General features: G+C 55.1%; 19 protein-coding genes and 1 other RNA gene. 14 read left to right on the top strand and 6 right to left on the bottom strand.

The annotated features are described in order from the left end of the window. Window positions 1-5: 5 nt before the first annotated feature. The 10 genes from GKN89_RS20915 to GKN89_RS20870 all read left to right on the top strand — a co-directional run bounded on the left by GKN89_RS20915 (window position 6) and on the right by GKN89_RS20870 (window position 10371). Window positions 6-497 (top strand): fimbrial protein, encoded by a 492-nt coding sequence (locus tag GKN89_RS20915; RefSeq protein ID WP_154747689.1) that lies wholly within the window; start codon window positions 6-8, stop codon window positions 495-497. Window positions 498-507: 10 nt separating this feature from the next. Further along, entirely contained in the window at window positions 508-1053 is a 546-nt protein-coding gene (locus GKN89_RS20910; RefSeq protein ID WP_154747688.1) for a fimbrial protein, read from the top strand. Between the two features lie 295 nt (window positions 1054-1348). Then, window positions 1349-1870, top strand: coding sequence for a hypothetical protein (locus tag GKN89_RS20905; RefSeq protein ID WP_154747687.1), 522 nt, complete (start codon window positions 1349-1351; stop codon window positions 1868-1870). Between the two features lie 193 nt (window positions 1871-2063). Continuing rightward, complete coding sequence (locus GKN89_RS20900) at window positions 2064-2918, top strand: hypothetical protein (protein ID WP_154747686.1); 855 nt, start codon at window positions 2064-2066, stop codon at window positions 2916-2918. A gap of 423 nt (window positions 2919-3341) precedes the next feature. Beyond that, entirely contained in the window at window positions 3342-4253 is a 912-nt protein-coding gene (locus GKN89_RS20895) for a hypothetical protein (protein WP_154747685.1), read from the top strand. Between the two features lie 64 nt (window positions 4254-4317). Next, window positions 4318-4893 carry a LuxR C-terminal-related transcriptional regulator gene (locus GKN89_RS20890; RefSeq protein ID WP_230329022.1) on the top strand — a complete coding sequence of 192 codons (576 nt, stop codon included), beginning with the start codon at window positions 4318-4320 and terminating at the stop codon, window positions 4891-4893. 319 nt (window positions 4894-5212) lie between these two features. Continuing rightward, window positions 5213-5629, top strand: coding sequence for a DUF2946 domain-containing protein (locus GKN89_RS20885; RefSeq protein ID WP_154747683.1), 417 nt, complete (start codon window positions 5213-5215; stop codon window positions 5627-5629). 119 nt (window positions 5630-5748) lie between these two features. Then, a complete protein-coding gene (locus GKN89_RS20880; protein WP_154747682.1) occupies window positions 5749-7362 on the top strand; it encodes a DUF2534 family protein in 1614 nt (537 codons plus the stop codon). A gap of 336 nt (window positions 7363-7698) precedes the next feature. Next, complete coding sequence (locus GKN89_RS20875; protein WP_154747681.1) at window positions 7699-9030, top strand: amino acid permease; 1332 nt, start codon at window positions 7699-7701, stop codon at window positions 9028-9030. Window positions 9031-9060: 30 nt separating this feature from the next. Further along, entirely contained in the window at window positions 9061-10371 is a 1311-nt protein-coding gene (locus GKN89_RS20870) for a serine dehydratase subunit alpha family protein (protein ID WP_063919916.1), read from the top strand. Between the two features lie 297 nt (window positions 10372-10668). Here GKN89_RS20870 and ssrA read toward each other — a convergent pair. Both ssrA and smpB read right to left on the bottom strand, forming a co-directional pair. Beyond that, window positions 10669-11032, bottom strand: a transfer-messenger RNA (tmRNA) gene (gene ssrA, locus GKN89_RS20865). A 49-nt stretch (window positions 11033-11081) separates the two neighbouring features. Continuing rightward, the gene (gene smpB / locus GKN89_RS20860; RefSeq protein ID WP_004929094.1) at window positions 11082-11564 is read right to left on the bottom strand and encodes an SsrA-binding protein SmpB; all 483 of its coding nucleotides are present in this window, start codon (window positions 11562-11564) and stop codon (window positions 11082-11084) included. Between the two features lie 161 nt (window positions 11565-11725). Between smpB and GKN89_RS20855 the strand changes: the two genes are divergently transcribed. Next, a complete protein-coding gene (locus tag GKN89_RS20855; protein ID WP_025159544.1) occupies window positions 11726-12160 on the top strand; it encodes a type II toxin-antitoxin system RatA family toxin in 435 nt (144 codons plus the stop codon). Further along, window positions 12153-12437 carry an RnfH family protein gene (locus GKN89_RS20850; RefSeq protein WP_370520271.1) on the top strand — a complete coding sequence of 95 codons (285 nt, stop codon included), beginning with the start codon at window positions 12153-12155 and terminating at the stop codon, window positions 12435-12437. The genes GKN89_RS20855 and GKN89_RS20850 overlap by 8 nt, the downstream gene beginning before the upstream one ends. Window positions 12438-12554: 117 nt before the next feature. Here GKN89_RS20850 and bamE read toward each other — a convergent pair whose 3' ends face one another. The 3 genes from bamE to nadK all read right to left on the bottom strand — a co-directional run bounded on the left by bamE (window position 12555) and on the right by nadK (window position 15760). Next, entirely contained in the window at window positions 12555-12893 is a 339-nt protein-coding gene (bamE, locus tag GKN89_RS20845) for an outer membrane protein assembly factor BamE (RefSeq protein ID WP_004929101.1), read from the bottom strand. A gap of 240 nt (window positions 12894-13133) precedes the next feature. Next, window positions 13134-14795, bottom strand: coding sequence for a DNA repair protein RecN (recN, locus tag GKN89_RS20840; protein ID WP_154747680.1), 1662 nt, complete (start codon window positions 14793-14795; stop codon window positions 13134-13136). Between the two features lie 86 nt (window positions 14796-14881). Continuing rightward, window positions 14882-15760 (bottom strand): NAD(+) kinase, encoded by an 879-nt coding sequence (nadK, locus tag GKN89_RS20835; RefSeq protein WP_019452304.1) that lies wholly within the window; start codon window positions 15758-15760, stop codon window positions 14882-14884. A gap of 125 nt (window positions 15761-15885) precedes the next feature. On the opposite strand from nadK, the gene grpE reads away from it, so the two are divergent. Then, entirely contained in the window at window positions 15886-16470 is a 585-nt protein-coding gene (gene grpE / locus GKN89_RS20830; RefSeq protein WP_154747679.1) for a nucleotide exchange factor GrpE, read from the top strand. A gap of 56 nt (window positions 16471-16526) precedes the next feature. On the opposite strand, the gene ung is transcribed toward grpE, so the two are convergent. Next, on the bottom strand, window positions 16527-17210 hold the full coding sequence (gene ung, locus GKN89_RS20825; protein WP_154747678.1) for a uracil-DNA glycosylase: 684 nt from the start codon (window positions 17208-17210) through the stop codon (window positions 16527-16529). A gap of 346 nt (window positions 17211-17556) precedes the next feature. Between ung and GKN89_RS20820 the strand changes: the two genes are divergently transcribed. Then, window positions 17557-17784: autonomous glycyl radical cofactor GrcA (locus GKN89_RS20820; protein WP_195934024.1), on the top strand; the 228-nt coding region annotated here is incomplete at its 3' end.

The following is a 17784-nucleotide window of genomic DNA, read 5'->3' as shown; positions in this document are numbered from 1 at the left end:
CGAAAATGAATACAACGATGCGTGCTCTGTTGTTGATAAGCGGCTTGGCTGGGCCGTTGAGCGCCGCGATGGCTGCGGAGAATATGACCTTCCGCGGCACGTTGCTCACGCCGCCACCGTGCCGCATTAATGACGGCAACCAAATTGAGGTGGACTTCGGCCAGCGCGTCGGCATCAACAAGGTGGACGGGGTGAACTACCGCCAGGCGCTGAACTACCAAATCACCTGCGACAGCGCAGCCAGCGGCAATTGGGCGCTAACCCTGAGTTTGAAGGGGGGCGCCAGCGGCTTCGATAAACAGGCGCTGGCGACCAACAAAAGCGATTTGGGCATCCGCCTGTACCGGGACGATGAGCCTTTTACGCCGGGCAGCACGTTGAACATCACCTTGGATAACCCGCCGCAGCTGGAGGCGGTGCCGGTACAAAAACAAGGAGTCACGCTGAGCGAGGGGGCATTCGAGGCCTGGGCGACGTTGCAGGCCGATTATCAGTAAGGAGAGACAGATGAAGCAGGCGATCGGAAAACATCTGGCGGCAGTGGCCCTGCTGCTGGCTCTGACGATGGTGGGGAATATGGCCTGGGCGGCGGCGAATAACCTGCGTTTGCATGGCGCTCTGGTGGCAGAGCCGTGCGTGATCGCGCCGGGAGATGAAGAAATCGAGCTGGATTTCGGCACCATTATCGACAAATACCTGTACCTCAATACCCGCACGCTGGGGCAGAAGTTTGAAATTCGCCTGGCGGAATGCGATATCAGCTTAGGCAAAACGGTGTCGGTGGATTTTCTTGGCGCGGAGAACCCGGTATTACCGGGGTTGCTGGCGATTAGCGCTGCCAGCCAGGCGAAAGGGGTCGCGATAGGGCTGGAGACGGTAGAGGGAAAAGCATTGCCGATCAACAAAGCCGGCGGCAAGTATACCTTGCAGGCCGGTGGTAACGTGATTGCGCTGCGGGCCTATGTTGAGGGGGAGCCTAAAGCGTTGGCCAACCAGGCTATCGGCCGTGGGGCATTTGGCGCGGTGGCTACTTTTAGGCTGGAGTATGAATAATTTTATAGGTGGTGTGCAATGAAACGTCTTTTCCTTTTATTCTGTCTGTTTTTTTATTCTTCGGTGGCGTGTTCTGCTGCCTATGAACTTAAAGTTATAAAGACGCCTGGATACTATGATACTGTGAGCGTGGAATCGTGGGATATTAACGATCCACGTCCTAATCCCATGAAGACTTTTTCCGGGTGGGGCGGGGGGTTAAAACTGATGATATTTATTTTTACTATAACGATAGATTTGGTAATAGGCATAATATTAATGCGTCTACCGTTCCTGGCGCCAGGAATGCAAAACTATGGGGGATTTAGGTAAATTATTTATTGCGTACGGATTCATCGGGAAAACAGTCGTTGGCCATAGGGATTCTACGCCAACGAATAAAAGTTGCTGGCGGTTGGGATATCTTGATATCAGTTTTGGGGATGGAAGTGCAACACCATTTGATATAACTTGTAATTATGCCGAGTATCCACCAACCGTATGCTGGATCGACCAGCCGGCCTTGGAAATAAACCATGGTACATTGACCGTCAGGGAAGTTAACGGCAACTCGGCTTATACTGATTTTTATGTTACGTGTTCTTCTGCGATGTCTGTTTATGTTATTTCACCTACGGCAATAAGCTCGGTGACTTTATCCCAGACTGATGGATTGCGTAGTGATATCACTATCAACGATAGAAAGCTGGGGGATGGTGTCCGGATTTCCGCGTCGACATCACCGATCCGGGTGAGGATTACCTCAACATTAAACGGATTTACCTCTCAACTGGGCGGGGATTTTTCTGGGAGTTTCACTATTATTGCTCCCGTGTAATATTGAAAAAATAACGTGTCATTTTTACCAAAAGAGAGGTTGGCGGCAAGCTCGCTTATGCTGATTTTTATTTTTCGTGTTTTTCTGTTATGTCTGTTTATGTCGTCTCATCGACAGAAGATTGCTCGGTTACCTTACGGTTATTTATAATAATAGATCTAAATGGTTGTGTGAAAAAAAACGAGGTTTTGATATGAATAATGGCGTGTGCTTTCAGGAAAAGCTTATTTGTTTATCAAGGTGGCGACTATTTTTTGCGATAATATGGGCCGGTTATGGAGGGATTTTCCCTACGTTTGCATTAGCTTATCCCGTGGAGTTAAGGGCCGTTGACGTTTCTAAAGTAGGAAATACCGGAGCTTATGTATATGTTTCTCATTGGGATCTCGGTGATGGCGGCCCTAATCCCATGTACGGATATGGCCTGGATGACGATATTTATTTTGTTTATAAAAACTCTTTCACTGGTGGTCAGGATGAGATGCCATACCCAATGCATGTTCCAGGTGCCAGGAAGGCAAAAACGATGGGAGAGTTGGGGGCGTTAGTCGAAGCTGCAGGATATATTGGTCGCGGTTCAACAGTCTATAATCGCCGTTCAGGCCGAGACGTTTGTTGGCGGTTGGGACATACCTCGAGGTTGCTTCCTGGTTATGTGTTTACTTTTGAAGGGATGCCGTGTCAGAAATCAGAGTTAGCCCCAGATGCCTGTTGGATAAGTGATTCATTTCTTGAAATAAATCATGGTGTGCTGTCTCCTTCAGCCGTTAACGGTAATTCTGCTTCCACCTATTTTAGCGTTACGTGCTCTTCATCATTGCCGGTGAAGGTGATTTCTCCATCGGGGGTGAATTCGATAGCCCTTTCTACAACGGATGGGTTGCGTAGTGATATTACTGTGAATGGTTCCTCTCTGGGGGAAGGATATGCGTTACGTGCTTCGGAAATACCTACCACAGTAACGATTACATCGACCTTAGGTGGGTTTAATTCACAATCCGTCGGGGATTTCTCAGGGGCTTTTACTATTATTATTTCACCGAATTAAAATGTATTTGATGTTTTTTTATATGTGAAGCTTATCATTAATACTTGTTTTGTCTGTTGATAAATAGGGCGCTCGTAACTATATGGTGACGGCGAAAGTAATAATGGTTTGTTGAGGGGGGGGACGTCATCTGACTCTGGCGTGGTTGCAACTCTGGGAAGGCGGGTTTTCAGACCTTATTGTGTAGGCATTGTTTTCCAGAGGAAAGTGAAAAATTCGATATCGATACTTATTTTATCAGCGTTGAAAAATGAGGTGGTAATTTGTTCGGTTCGTTTAGTGACAGTAACGTCTTGATATTGGATGTGATGTGAGTTGTGATATGTTGTAGTGTACGTCGGTTGGTTTGTTATATTTTATAGTGAGTGAGAATGTATTTTATTGAGTGAAGTGTTATTCAATGTTTCTTTTAGGAGATGAGGGATGCGCTGCATTAATTTACCATCGATATTTGTTTTTTTTTTTGCTAATTACAGTTTTGCGCTCTCGGTTGATATGTCATTTGGCGATCCCTATGTGAAGGATGGAGTCTATTATCAACCGGTTAGCATTAACCAGGTTTTAAATCCGGGGCCTCAGTATGATGTGCATCAAGGTTATTGCACGGCAGGCAGCTGCTACGCTGGGGTCGCCATAGTCAGTAAAATGGGATTTGCGATGGGGTCCCCTAGCACTAAAAAAATATTGTCTCCTCGTTTACGTTTTGACGGGATGGAAAGTGGCGCTTACCCGACGGTATCGCAAGTTCTGATAAGATATGGCATATGGGCATTACCAGACTCTGGGATCGTTGCGGTTCCAGTAGGCCGCCTTATTCCTGCCAAGCCCTATTGTGTTGGTTTTGTATTCCAGGACACCGATCGTGATGACGCAAACACGTACAGCCCTAGCGGGCTTTTTGCCTGCACGGATGGTTCTGGTAATACGGAGTTGCCTATTCCGCCGGATCCTGAACCTTCACCGGTGGCCTGTGAGATTAATGCGGTTTGGGGGGAGTTCGATTTTGGTACCGTGTCCGTTCATGAGCTCCAGGGAAGAGTAAGCGATATTTCGGTGAATATTCGCTGTAAAGGCGGCGTAGGGAAAAACGCTTCGGGGTATTTGACGTTAACAGGGAGTGATGGCAGTCCCATCACTAAAATGAAAAATAAATCCGGAGATAGTATTGATGTGAAGCTAATGGCTGAAGCGGGTAGTAACACGAATAAGTTGAAGTTTGCGGCTAAGGCCGGGTATTTTGAAGCGCATCAACTGTATGCAGAGATCATGCCTTTCGATATTTCAAGCTATGGTGATTATTCAGGTCATGCCATTCTGACTGTTACGGTAAATTAATGCACGTTGTCTTTCTCCTGTGCTGATGGGAATGGTGAAATATAATTATGGAGTGAGAGTGAAAATGACAGTTTATGTTGGCTTGCTTGATAGGGACCTCTTCCATTCTCAGGGGTTAATGTTTTTCTTAAAAGAATACTTTTATCAAAAAAATAAGAACGTGATTTTTGTCAATAAGGACAGGCTAGATATTGCTGATGTTATATTTTATGAGTCAAGCAACCACATGGCCTATTTTATTGGCAAAGTTTTGCGTTCGTCTACCAAGAGTATCATTCTTTTTTCACTGGGTGAGGGAAAAAATAGCTTTTCAACATGGCGATTGGCGCGCTTTCAGCAGGCATTGTTAAAGAAAGAAAGTTTGCAACAGCTGCGTTTCTACCTGGATACCTTATGGCGTGAACGAGAGAATTTTGGTTATCAGCGCCGGGTGAATTCGCCTGAAGAAGATTTGACATCTCGTCAGCAACAAATCATGCGCCTGTTGGCAAAGGGTTTCACGCCGGCAGAAATTTCAATGCGGCTGAATATCAGCATTAAAACCGTCAGTTCCCACCGTGGGGCTGTGATGAAAAAGTTCGGTTTTAACCGCAAAATTGAGCTCTATAACTGGCTGATTTTGCGTGGTAATGAGCTTTAACGGAATGTTTTAATATAAGGAGTATTGATGTTCTTATTGCTTTCGGCGTTCTTGCTATTTTTGCTGAGTTTGTTTTCATTCTATATGCACTATAAAACGGTTAGTGCAAAAAGACTCAATATAAAGACTAAGGCGATGGTTTGGGATTCAGTAAGAAAGACAGGGCAACCGGCAATCCGTCGTCGTATCGCGAGTTTGTAGCGGATACCAAATCGTTAGCTGCATATACCACACAAATCTCGCTTTTCATTCACCTCACCGTTCATTGAGGTTACACTGGCCGCTTGTTCGCCACCGACCGGGTTAATTCGCCGCCGCGATGAGAGTGCCACGTCAGCTACAGCAACGCCTTACCGCCTGCATCGCCATTATGGCGGTGCTGTTGCTGTTTGTGGCGCCGGTGGTGTCGAAATCGCTGATGCACCATCAGATGATGGGCGGCATGGCGCAGCCGGCAGCCGCCATGCCGCATGAGATGCACGCGATGGCGATGCCTGCCGCCGATCATATCGGCCACCACGGCATGAGCCCGGAGGAAATGATCTTCTGTGGTTATTGCGAACTGCTGATCCACGTCCCGTTGCTGCTGTGGGTATTCGTACCGCTGCTGTGGCTGATGACGCGCATCGCGCGCCTGCCTTGTGCGCCGCGCGTCGTCCCTCCGCCCATTCGGCGTCTTTCCCTGCGGCCGTGCCCGCGCGGGCCGCCCGGCCAGCCGTTTTTCCTTATTGCTTGATCATGGGTAACGCCGTTCGTATCGCTGCGGACGGTTTGCCTGCGCGCACAGTTTGAAAAACGAGAAAGGCCATGTCTTCGATAACCAAAACTCCACCTGCCGCATCGCCGAGAGGCGCGATGCTGAACCTGATCAGACGGCTGCATTTTTATATCGGCCTGCTGGTCGCCCCTTTTATTCTGGTCGCCGCACTGACCGGCACGCTGTATGTGCTGACCCCGCAGCTTGAAGAGGCGCTGTATCGCGATGCGCTGTCTACCGAGCCGCACGGGCACGCGAGACCGCTGGCCGACCAGATCGCCGCCGCCCGCCGTGTGGCGGGTGACGAGGCGCGCATTTACGCCGTGCGTCCGGCACCCGGCGCAATGGACACCACGCGCGTACAGTTTACGGGTGCCGATTTGGGCGCTTCCGAGTCGCGCGCGCTGTTTGTCGATCCTTACACCCTGGCGATCAAGGGCGATATGACGGTGTACGGCACCTCCGGCGTGCTGCCGCTGCGCACCTGGCTGGACAAGCTGCACAGCAGCCTGCTGCTCGGCGACCTGGGCCGCAATTACAGTGAGCTGGCGGCCTCCTGGCTGTGGGTGGCCGCGCTGGGCGGCATGGCGCTGTGGCTGGCGACGCGGCCGAAGCGCAAGCTGAAAAGGGCGAAAGGGGGCTTTGCCGCCAGCCGCCATTGGCATATCACGCTGGGCGTGGCGTTGCTGGCCGGGCTGCTGTTCTTCTCGGCCACCGGGCTGACCTGGTCGCAGTGGGCCGGCGGCAACATCGACGCGCTGCGGGCCAACCTGGGCTGGCTGACGCCGCAGGTCAACACCAGCCTGCAGGCCGATGCGCCGCAGACGCCGGCCGATCCGCACACCGAGCACCGCGGGATGATGCCGGGCATGAAGATGGGCTCTGCCGCGCAGGCCAATGCGTTGAACGGTGATTGGGATCGGGCGCTGCACGCCGCGCGCGCCGCCGGGATTGACGCCGCCAAGGTCGAGCTGCGCCAGCCGAAAGGCGAGGGCAAAGCCTGGACGGTAACCGAAGTGGATCGCAGCTGGCCGACGCAGGTGGACGCGGTTGCCATCGCGCCGCAAAGCTTCGCCGTCATCGACCAGGTGCGGTTCGACACCTTCCCGCTGATCGCCAAGCTGACCCGCTGGGGCATCGACGCCCACATGGGCATTCTGTTCGGCTTGCCGAATCAGCTGCTGCTGGCGGCGTTCGGCCTCGGGCTGTGCCTGATGATTGTGCTGGGTTACCGCATGTGGTGGAGTCGCCGCCCGGCGGCGGGTGCGCAGCATCCGGTGCATACGCTGGTTGCCGCCTGGCTGGCGCTTTCCCTGCCTGCGCGCGCCGGCACGCTGCTGGTGGCAGCGGCGCTGGGTTATTGCCTGCCGGTAATGGGCGTGAGCCTCGCGGCGTTGCTGCTGGTGGACGTATGGCGCTGGCGCGGCCAGCGGCAAGGCCAGCGGGATGACACGCCGGAAGCGGCCGCCCGCCGCGCCGAGGTGCGCAAGTTCCGCGCGGCGGTGGCGACGGTGGCGGTAGCGGTCGGTTGCGTGATGGGCCGAGCGATCCTCGGCGGCACCGTCGAACAGTTTCAGCTGCCGATCGGCGACTGGAGCGCCCAGATGGTGATCATGCAGAGCCTGATGGTGTTGCTGTATACGCTGGTATTCACCCTGCTGCTTTCCATTCCGCTGTGGTATTTCTTCCTGGGGGAGAAAGAGGGGCGGTAAAGGGGGCGCCCGGTATGCGGTTTAGCCTGCTGGGCGCTGCGAATGCAAAACGGGCGGAACGCTGCGTTCACCTGGTCTGTGATTCATATTGTGGCGCGTTGGGATAATGTGATGCGCCTCTCATACTGGTTTTTGATAGAATTTATTTCTTCTTATTCTTTTTTTATGGGATTTTTTTCTCTTTGATAGCCTTAATCCATACAAATATTGTGACTTTTTTCTCTTGTTTCAGGGGTAAGATTTCGCACATTAAAACGATAACTCGCCTGCATTTTAGAATTATCCATCGTGCAGAAACTATTAAAAAAAACCTCTACCTACACAAGCGAGAACCTTATGGAAACGGCTTCAAATAATAGCGTGCTATTGGATGACACGTCGCCGGCGTTGCGGGCGAAGATGACGGAAAGTGAATGGCGTGAGGCAATTAAATTCGACAGTACCGATACCGGCTGGGTGATTATGAGTATCGGCATGGCGATTGGTGCCGGCATTGTTTTTTTACCGGTGCAGGTTGGATTGATGGGGCTGTGGGTATTTCTGCTCTCCTCTATTATCGGTTATCCGGCTATGTATTTATTCCAGCGCTTATTTATCAATACCCTCGCGGAATCGCCCGAGTGCAAAGACTATCCCAGCGTGATTAGCGGCTATCTGGGGAAAAACTGGGGCATCCTACTCGGCGCACTCTATTTTGTCATGCTGGTGATCTGGATGTTCGTTTATTCCACCGCCATCACCAACGACAGCGCGTCTTATTTGCACACCTTCGGCGTGACGGAAGGGCTGTTGTCCGACAACCCTTTTTATGGCCTGGCGCTGATCTGCATTTTAGTGGCGATTTCATCGCGCGGTGAACAGCTGCTATTCAAACTTTCAAGCCTGATGGTGCTGACCAAGCTGCTGGTTGTGGCGGCGCTCGGCGTGTCGATGATTGGCCTGTGGCATGTGCATAACATCGGCGCGCTGCCACCGGCGGCGCTGTTGATTAAAAACGCCATTATTACGCTGCCGTTTACTCTGACTTCGATTCTGTTTATTCAGACGCTTAGCCCGATGGTCATTTCCTACCGCTCGCGTGAAAAATCGATTGAGGTTGCCCGCCATAAAGCGCTGCGCGCCATGAATATCGCCTTTGGCATTCTGTTTACCACCGTCTTTTTCTATGCCGTCTCTTTTACGCTGGCGATGGGGCATGATGAGGCGGTAAAAGCCTATGAGCAGAACATTTCCGCCCTGGCGATCGCCGCTCAGTTTATTAGCGGTGACGGCGCCGCCTGGGTCAAAGTCGTCAGCGTGATCCTTAATATTTTCGCCGTGATGACCGCCTTTTTCGGTGTTTATTTGGGCTTTCGCGAAGCGACGCAGGGCATCGTGATGAACCTGCTGCGCCGCAAGCTGCCGCTGGAAAACATCAATGAAACCTATGTGCAGCGCGGCATTATGGTGTTCGCTATTCTGCTGGCCTGGAGCGCCATTGTGCTGAATGCGCCGGTGCTGAGCTTCACATCCATTTGCAGCCCGATCTTCGGCCTGGTGGGCTGCCTTATTCCTGCGTGGCTGGTCCATAAGGTGCCGGCGCTGCACAAATATAAAGGCGCATCGCTGGTGCTTATCATCGTGACCGGCTTGCTTCTGTGCGTCTCCCCGTTCCTGGCATTCTCCTGATAGAGCTAATACGGTATTAAGGTTGTCATTATGTTGAACCCTGAAAGTCTTTCATTATGGAAAAAATACATCCGCGTCGTGCAGGAGGAGGTGAAGCCTGCATTGGGATGTACCGAACCGGTTTCCCTGGCGCTGGCCAGCGCCACGGCGGCGGCTCATTTACCGGGGCCGGTGGATCGCATTGAAGCCTGGGTTTCGCCGAATTTGATGAAAAATGGCATGGGCGTGACGGTGCCTGGCACCGGCATGGTGGGATTGCCGATCGCCGCCGCGTTGGGGGCTATCGGCGGCGATGCCGACGGCGGTTTGGAAGTGCTCGAGAAGGCCTCTGCAGCGGCCATAACGCAAGCGAAGCGGCTGTTGGCGCAGGGGGCGGTGCGCGTCATGCTACAGTCGCCTTGCGAAGATATCCTCTATTCCCGGGCGAAGGTTTACGCCGGCGATCAATGGGCCAGCGCCACCATCGTCGGCGGGCATACCCGCATCGTCAGTATCGAGCGGCAGGGCGAGACGCTCTATACGCTGAAGGCGCAGCCGCAGGGCGCCGAGCCGGCATGCCCGCTGCAAGTGCTGGAGCAGACTTCGCTGCGTGAGATCGTGGATTTCATCGAGCAGGCGCCGTTCGCGGATATCCGTTTTATTCTCGATGCCGCGCGCCTCAACGGTGCGCTGTCGCAAGAAGGGCTGCGCAGCCAGTGGGGGCTACACGTGGGTGCCACGTTGCAAAAACAGCGCGCACGCGGATTGATGGCGAGCGATCTGGCCAGCGACATCGTGATCCGCACCAGTGCGGCGTCCGATGCGCGGATGGGAGGGGCGACGCTGCCCGCGATGAGCAACTCCGGCTCGGGCAATCAGGGGATCGCTGCCACCTTGCCGGTGATGGTGGTGGCGGAGCACTTCGCGGCCGATGAGGAACAGCTGGCGCGTGCGCTGATGCTGTCGCACCTGAGCGCCATTTATATCCACTATCGCCTGCCGCGCCTCTCCGCGCTGTGCGCCGCCACTACCGCCTCGATGGGGGCGGCCGCCGGAATGGCGTGGCTGGCGGATGGCCGGTACGACACCATCGCCAAGGCCATCGGCAGCATGATTGGCGATGTGAGCGGGATGATTTGCGATGGCGCTTCCAACAGCTGTGCGATGAAGGTTTCCACCAGCGCCTCGTCGGCGTGGAAGGCGGTGCTGATGGCACTGGACGACACGGCGGTAACCGGCAACGAGGGGATCGTGGCGAATGATGTTGAGCAGTCGATCGCCAACCTTTGCGCGCTGGCCAGCCGCTCGATGCAGCACACCGACAGGCAGATCATCGAGATTATGGCGAAAAAAGCTTCCTGAGCTTTCCCCGCTGCGGCGGGATTTTTTGTTAAATCAGCCGATGTGCGTGCGAGCGTACAGGCGGTGGTATGCACTGGGCGGATCGAACACGCCCCTATGATACGCAACGTGCTGCTGCACACAACCGGCTGGCTACGCATGGTCTCTATCGGGAACACTCGCCTTTGCCGGCCAGAGGGCGTTCGGGTTGTGGGGGCCTTCGCCCCTGAGTGCCACAAAAACAAAAAAGCCCGCAACCGAAGTTGTGGGCTTTTTCGCTATTATCGCCGGGTCTATCTGGTTCACTGGCGACGTATTTGGTGGAGCTGGGGGGATTTGAACCCCCGTCCGAAATTACTACACCGTCGGCACTACATGCTTAGTCCAATCTTTACATTCGCCGGCCAGCTGCGGATGGACACGCTACTGACAGACTAGCCTGATTGAGTTTAACGCTTCAGCCCCAGGCAGGACATCCACGCGATCTCTTTTGGGTTTGACCTCTCTTGATCCCCGTCCTAAGAGCGGAGGCTAGGGAGAGAGGGCTCTAAGCAGGGTATTAAGCTGCTAAAGCGTAGTTTTCGTCGTTTGCGACTATTTTTTTGCGGCTTTTTACGAGGCCAACCGCCCCTCGGCATGCTCCTAGGGCTTCGCAAATCCCGTCGAATCCAGAATCAGCCCCAAGTAACTTTGTGCAGTATACCAGAAGTTTACCTCGATAAGCCAGCGGCTTAACGATTGGCGTGCTTCATGATACGGGCTTTCGCCGTCTGCCATTCGCGATCTTTGATGTCATCGCGTTTGTCGTGCTCTTTCTTGCCTTTGGCTACGCCGATCTTGATCTTGCTCCAGGCATTTTTCCAATACAGGGACAAGGCCACCACGGTGTAACCCTCGCGGTTGACGCGGCCGAGCAAGGTGTCCAGCTCGCGTCTGTTCAGCAGCAGTTTACGGGTACGTGTCGGATCGCACACCACATGCGACGAGGCCACGTTGAGCGGAGTGATGGTGGCGCCAAACAAATAGGCTTCACCGTCACGGAACGTCACGTAGCTGTCGCTGAGGTTGGCTTTGCCAGCACGCAGCGATTTAACTTCCCACCCTTGCAGCGACAGGCCAGCCTCGAACTCTTCTTCAATGAAGTATTCGAAACGCGCGCGCTTGTTTTGGGCAATGGTGGCGGAACCGGGTTTGTGTGCTTTTTTCTTTGTCATAGTGCGTTCATTATACTGGATGCTTCAGCGAAAGAAATCCTTTCCCGTTCAGCACCTGCGCAATTTTTCGCATTTTTGGTTCCCTCATCCCTTAGCAGATTTTTTGTTTGCCGCCAGATAAATGGTATTATCTGTACGTTTTATGTCTTACAGGAAATGATATGCCCCAGATCAGTCGGTCTGCATTAGTGCCGTTCAGCGCCGAGCAGATGTATCAGTTGGTTAACGATGTTCATTCTTATCCCGATTTTCTGCCAGGCTGCACCGGCAGCCGGGTGCTTAACGCTACCCCCAATGAAATGACCGCCGCGGTGGACGTCGCCAAGGCCGGTATCAGCAAGACCTTCACCACGCGCAATACGCTGTTGGATAACCAACGCATCAATATGCAGCTGGTCGATGGTCCGTTCCGCAAGCTGATGGGTGGTTGGCAGTTCACACCGCTGAGCGAAGAGGCCTGCAAGGTGGAGCTGCACCTGGACTTCGAGTTCACCAACAAACTGATCGAACTGGCGTTCGGCAAGGTATTTAAAGAGCTGGCGGGCAGCATGGTGCAGGCATTCACCCAGCGCGCGAAAGAGGTCTACAGTGTCTGACATTCAGGTCGAGGTGGTGTACGCCTTACCGGAGCGCCAGTACCTGCGCAAGGTGAAGCTGGCCGAGGGCAGCAGCGTCGAGCAGGCGATTGCGGCTTCGGGCCTGCTGGAGCTGCGTCAGGATATCGATCTCAAGAGCAACAACATCGGTATCTACAGCCGGCCGGCCAAGCTGGGCGACACGCTAAACGACGGTGACCGGGTTGAGATCTACCGGCCGCTCATCGCCGATCCGAAAGAACTGCGCCGGCAACGGGCAGAAAAGGCAAAAAAATAAGGCGCTATGAGCGCCTTATTTTTTATCTGAAACTGATTCTCTCTTCCGCGTTGCAGCCTGCGACTGTCATGAGGAACATCATGCCTCCTCATGGGCCGGAAGAGCGGGCGGCGCCGATTACTTGGTCAGTGCCGGTTTGTTCTGGATATCGGTCAACACGCCTGCGCTGTCGAAGGTCAGCGTCAGCGTTTGCTGGGTGATATCTTCATGGCCAGGCTGCTGGCGGAACACATAGAACCACGTCTGAGTCCCGAATGGGTCTTGCAGCATTGGGGTGCCCAATGTGTAAGCGACCTGTTGCTGGGTCATCCCTTTCTGGATTTTCGCCACGTCGGTCGACGTCAGGTAGTTCCCCTGGTTGATGTCAGGACGATAAACCACCTTTTCAAAAGTAGAACAGCCTGCAGTCAGCATCACAAGAACTACAGCGGCGGCAGTCAGCGTTTTACAGCGCATAGTAATCACATTCCTTTAGGGCATAGGATGCCGATGATAATAGACCTTGCGGCAGTTGGAAACCTTTATACCCTTCATCTTTCACGTTGCGACGCATTGGCTTTCCTTCAGCACCTCAAGCGCTTGGCCTGTTTCAGGCCGTTGAGATGGCTTCGGATCGCCGCCGCGGCGCACTTTAGATATTTCTCGGGCCAACAGCGTCACTGTCAGACCGCAGGAAAGTGAAAAAGTTGAGCTTTTTTATGCCGCCAGCAGTTCTTTGGCATTGGCCAGCGTATTGCGGGTGACTTCGCTGCCGCCGAGCAGGCGCGCCAGCTCTTGCAGCCGGGCGCGTTTATCCAGCGGCGCCATCTGGGTTTCGGTCACCGTGCCGTCGGTCTGCTTGCTGACGAACAGATGCTGATGCCCGCATCCGGCCACCTGCGGCAGGTGGGTGACGCACATCACCTGGGTGGATTCGCCGAGCTGGCGCAACAGGCGGCCGACGATGGCGGCGGTAGGGCCGCTGATGCCCACGTCCACTTCGTCGAAGATCAGCGCCGGGGTTTCCATCTTGCGGGCGGTGATCACCTGAATGGCCAGCGCGATGCGCGACAGCTCGCCGCCGGAGGCGACCTTCGCCAGCGGCTGCAGCGGCTGCCCCGGGTTGGTGGAGACGCAGAACTCGGTGCGGCTGGCCCCTTCGGCGCTCAGATGCTGCGGTTCGAAGCGCACGTCGATGTTGAACTTGCCGTGTGGCATGGAGAGCGCCTGCATGCTGTCGGTGATGAGCGTGGTCAGCTCGGCGGCGTAGTGCAGGCGTTTCTGGTGCAGCTCTTCCGCCAGCGCCAGCGCCTGCTGATGATGCAGGGTAACCGCCTCGTTCAGGTGCTCATGGTCGCTTTCCTGCTGCGACAGCTGCTGTTGTTCATCCAGCAACTGCTGATGCAGCTGCGGCAGCTCTTCCGGCGCGACCTGATGTTTGCGCGCCAGGCTGATTTGGCGCGACAGGCGTTGTTCCAGTTCGTGCAGGCGGTTGGGATCGAGATCCATGCGATCGGCGTAGTGGCGCAGTTCGTCGCTGGCTTCGCTGATCTGGATCGAGGCCTCTTCCAGCATGTCCAACAGGCCGCTGAGCTTGTCGTCCAGCCCGGCCAGCTCGATCAGCAGGTGTTTGGCGCTGTAGAGCTGGCTGAGCATGTTGTTCTCGTCGCTGTCGGCGAGCAGCTGCAGCGTCTGCTGGCTGAGGGTCAGCAGCTGGCCGCTGTTGGCCAGGCGCTTGTACTCGGCGTCGGTCTGCTCGAACTCGCCGGCCTGCGGCGCGAATTCGTTCAGCTCTTTCAATTGGTATTGCAGCAGCTGCTTGCGCGCTTCGCGCTCGATGGATTGCTGCTGGTGGTGCGCCAGCTCGCGGCAGCTCTGGTGCCAGCGTTGATAGGCCTGGCTCATCGCCGCCAGCAGGGCGGGTTCGTCGGCGTAGGCGTCGAGCAGCGCTTTTTGGTGCTCCGGCTTGAGCAGCAGCTGATGGGCGTGTTGACCGTGGATTTGGATCAGGCGTTGCCCCAGCTCGCGCAGCTGCGACAGCGGCACGGCAGTGCCGTTGATAAAGCCGCGCGAACGGCCGTCGGCGTTGATCACCCGGCGCAGCAGGCATTCGTTGCTGTCATCCAGCTGGTTTTGCTCCAGCCACTCGCGCGCGGACGGGGTGTCCGCCAGCGAGAAGCGGGCGCAGATGTCGGCGCGGGCGGCTCCCAGGCGCACCACGTTGCCGTCGGCGCGGTTGCCGAGGCACAGCCCCAGCGCATCGATGGCGATGGATTTGCCGGCGCCGGTTTCACCGGTGATCGCCGTCATACCCGGTTGAAAATCGATTTCCAACTCACGAACGATAGCAAAGTTGCTGATGGTTAATTGCGCCAGCATGGGAACCTTCCTGTGTATAAACACATAACTGTAGTTTCATACAGTATAAACTGGTTTTATATACAGTAAAGTGGCCGACGCAGATTTTAGAACAATTTTTTCGACCAGCCCAACTTGGTGCTTAACGTGTTGAAATAGCTGTAGTCCTTCGGATGAATCAGATTCAGGTGGAAATCGCTGCGGCGGATCAGCACTTCTTCGCCTTCCTGGATCGGCAGCGCGATCTGGCTGTCGCAGCTGATCTCCAGATCGCTGCCGATCTGCGAAAACTTCAACCGGATGGTGCTGTCGCCGTTGATCACCAGCGGCCGAGCGGAGAGGGTGTGCGGGAACATCGGCACCAGCGCGATCGCTTCCAGCGACGGGGTGAGGATTGGCCCGCCGGCGGAGAGCGAGTAGGCGGTGGATCCGGTCGGGGTGGCGATGATCAGGCCGTCGGAACGCTGCGAGAAGGCGAAGCGATCGTCGATGTACACTTCGAATTCGATCATGTGCGCCACTTTGCCGGGGTGCAGCACCACTTCGTTGATGGCGGTGCTGATGCGGCACTGCTGGTGCTCTTTATGCACGATGGTTTCCAGCAGGAAACGCTGTTCGTCGATATACTCGCCTTCCAGCACGTCCGCCAGCTGCTGCAGGGCGTTGTCGGGATCGAGATCGGTGAGGAAGCCGAGGTTGCCGCGGTTGACCCCGATCACCTTGATGTCGTAGCGCGCCAGCACGCGCGCGGCGCCGAGCATGTTGCCGTCGCCGCCAACCACCACCGCCAGATCGGCCCGCTGGCCAATATCCGCCAGGCTGCCGGTGACGGCGTCTTTCAGCCCCAAATCATGGGCGATTTGGCGTTCGACCATCACCGAATAGCCGCGGGCGACCAGCCAGTGGAACAGCATCTCGTGGGTTGCCAGCGCTGAAGGGTGACGCGGGTGGCCAACAATGCCAATACAGGCGAATTTTTTATTCATTTGTTGTGATTTTCCTCACCGGGACCCGTTTATGCCCCACATTGTGACCGGTTGACTTGAAACCCCGGTTTTGATCCCCATAATAAGCCAAGTTGCGAGATTAATGCTAAAACGCGGAGATATTCATGAGTAGTAAAGAACAGAAGACGCCAAACGAGCAAGTCTCGGAAGAAATGGAACAACACGCTCATCACGAGGATACGCTGCCGGAAGCGGCGGAAGGCGTCGATCTGCGCGATGCGCGTATCGCCGAACTGGAAGCCCAACTGGCGGAAGCGCAGCAGCACGAGCGCGACAGCCTGCTGCGCGCCAAAGCGGAAGCGGAAAACATCCGCCGCCGCGCCGAACTGGACGTTGAGAAAGCGCACAAGTTCGCCCTGGAGAAATTCTCCGGCGATCTGCTGCCGGTGATCGACAACCTGGAGCGCGCGCTGGATCTGGCGGATAAAAACAATCCGGAACTGGCCGCAATGATCGAAGGCATCGAGCTGACGCTGAAATCGCTGCTGGACGTGGTGCGCAAGTACGGCATCGAAATCGTCGGCGAAGTCAACGTGCCGTTCAACCCGGAAGTGCATCAGGCGATGAGCATGATGGAATCCGCCGATCACCAGCCGAACCATGTGATGATGGTGATGCAGAAAGGCTACACGCTGAACGGCCGCCTGCTGCGCCCGGCGATGGTCGCGGTCTCCAAAGCCAAGGCGTAATCGCCCCGGCAACGGCATAAAAAAAGGCACCCGAGGGTGCCTTTTTTGTCTCTGGGCTACGCCTGCGGCAGACGCGGCATCCAGTCGATCGGCGTGAGGCCTTGCTGCTCCAGCAGCTGATTGGCCTGCGAGAAGTGGCGGCAGCCGAGGAAACCGCGGTGGGCGGAGAGCGGCGACGGATGCGGCGCTTTCAGCACGTGGTGGCGGTTGCGGTCGATAAAGTTGCCTTTCTTCTGCGCGTGCGAGCCCCACAGCAGGAATACCACGCCTTCACGGTTCTCGTTCAGGGCGGCGATCACTTTATCGGTAAAGGCTTCCCAGCCCAGGTTGGCGTGCGAGTGCGCGCGGCCGCCTTCTACCGTCAGCACGGTGTTGAGCAGCAGCACTCCCTGCTCGGCCCAGCTTTGCAGGTAGCCGTGATCCGGGCGTTCGAAGCCGGGAATGTCGGTCGCCAGCTCTTTATACATGTTCACCAGCGACGGCGGCGCCGGCACACCGGGGCGCACCGAGAAAGAGAGGCCGTGCGCCTGATTGGGGCCGTGGTAGGGATCCTGGCCGAGGATGACGACCTTGACGTCTGCCAGCTCGGTATAGCGGAAAGCGTTGAACACGTCCTTCTGCGGTGGATAAATGGTCTTACCGGCCTGGCGCTCAGCGGCAACAAAGGCGAGCGTTTCAACAAAATAGGGCTGCTCTTTCTCTTTGCCGATCACGTCATGCCAGGTGAGGGAGGTGGCCATAAACGCTCTCCTTTGTTTTCTTTAGCAATTCATAGGCTATAGCTTACCGTGTCGGCACGCGCAGTGAAACCCGCTTTTCGTTTCTCGCCGTCGCGCGCAATGCAATTATTTTTGAAAATTTACAAAAATAATTGGTTTTTGGCGCGACGGGAAAATTGATATAAAACATAAATTTGCCCATTCACGCGTTGTGCCTACCCGGTAAAAATTGACTTTAATCAAAGAACTGGCCCGGTCAGGCTGGTATACAGAACAACAAGACAACAATGGTTTTACCAAATGGCCGAAACCAGAATTGGGTTTTCTCACGACGTGAATTTTTACGCCCTTGTACGGAGGCAACATAATGATTACCGGTATTCAAATTACCAAAGCGAACGACCAGGCGCTGGTGAATTCTTTCTGGCTGCTGGACGATGAAAAAGCGGAAGCTCGCTGCGTGTGCGCCAAGGCCAACTACGCGGAAGATCAGGTTGTCGCAGTCAGCGACCTGGGCCAGATCGAATACCGTGAAGTGCCGCTGGAAATGCAGCCGACCGTGCGCGTAGAAGGTGGCCAGCACCTGAACGTCAAC

The sequence above is a fragment of the Serratia sp. YC16 genome, assembly GCF_009707615.1.
Lineage (GTDB): Bacteria > Pseudomonadota > Gammaproteobacteria > Enterobacterales > Enterobacteriaceae > Serratia > Serratia surfactantfaciens.
Note: the sequence above shows the minus strand (reverse complement) of the source record. Positions and strands in the feature narration are given on the sequence as shown.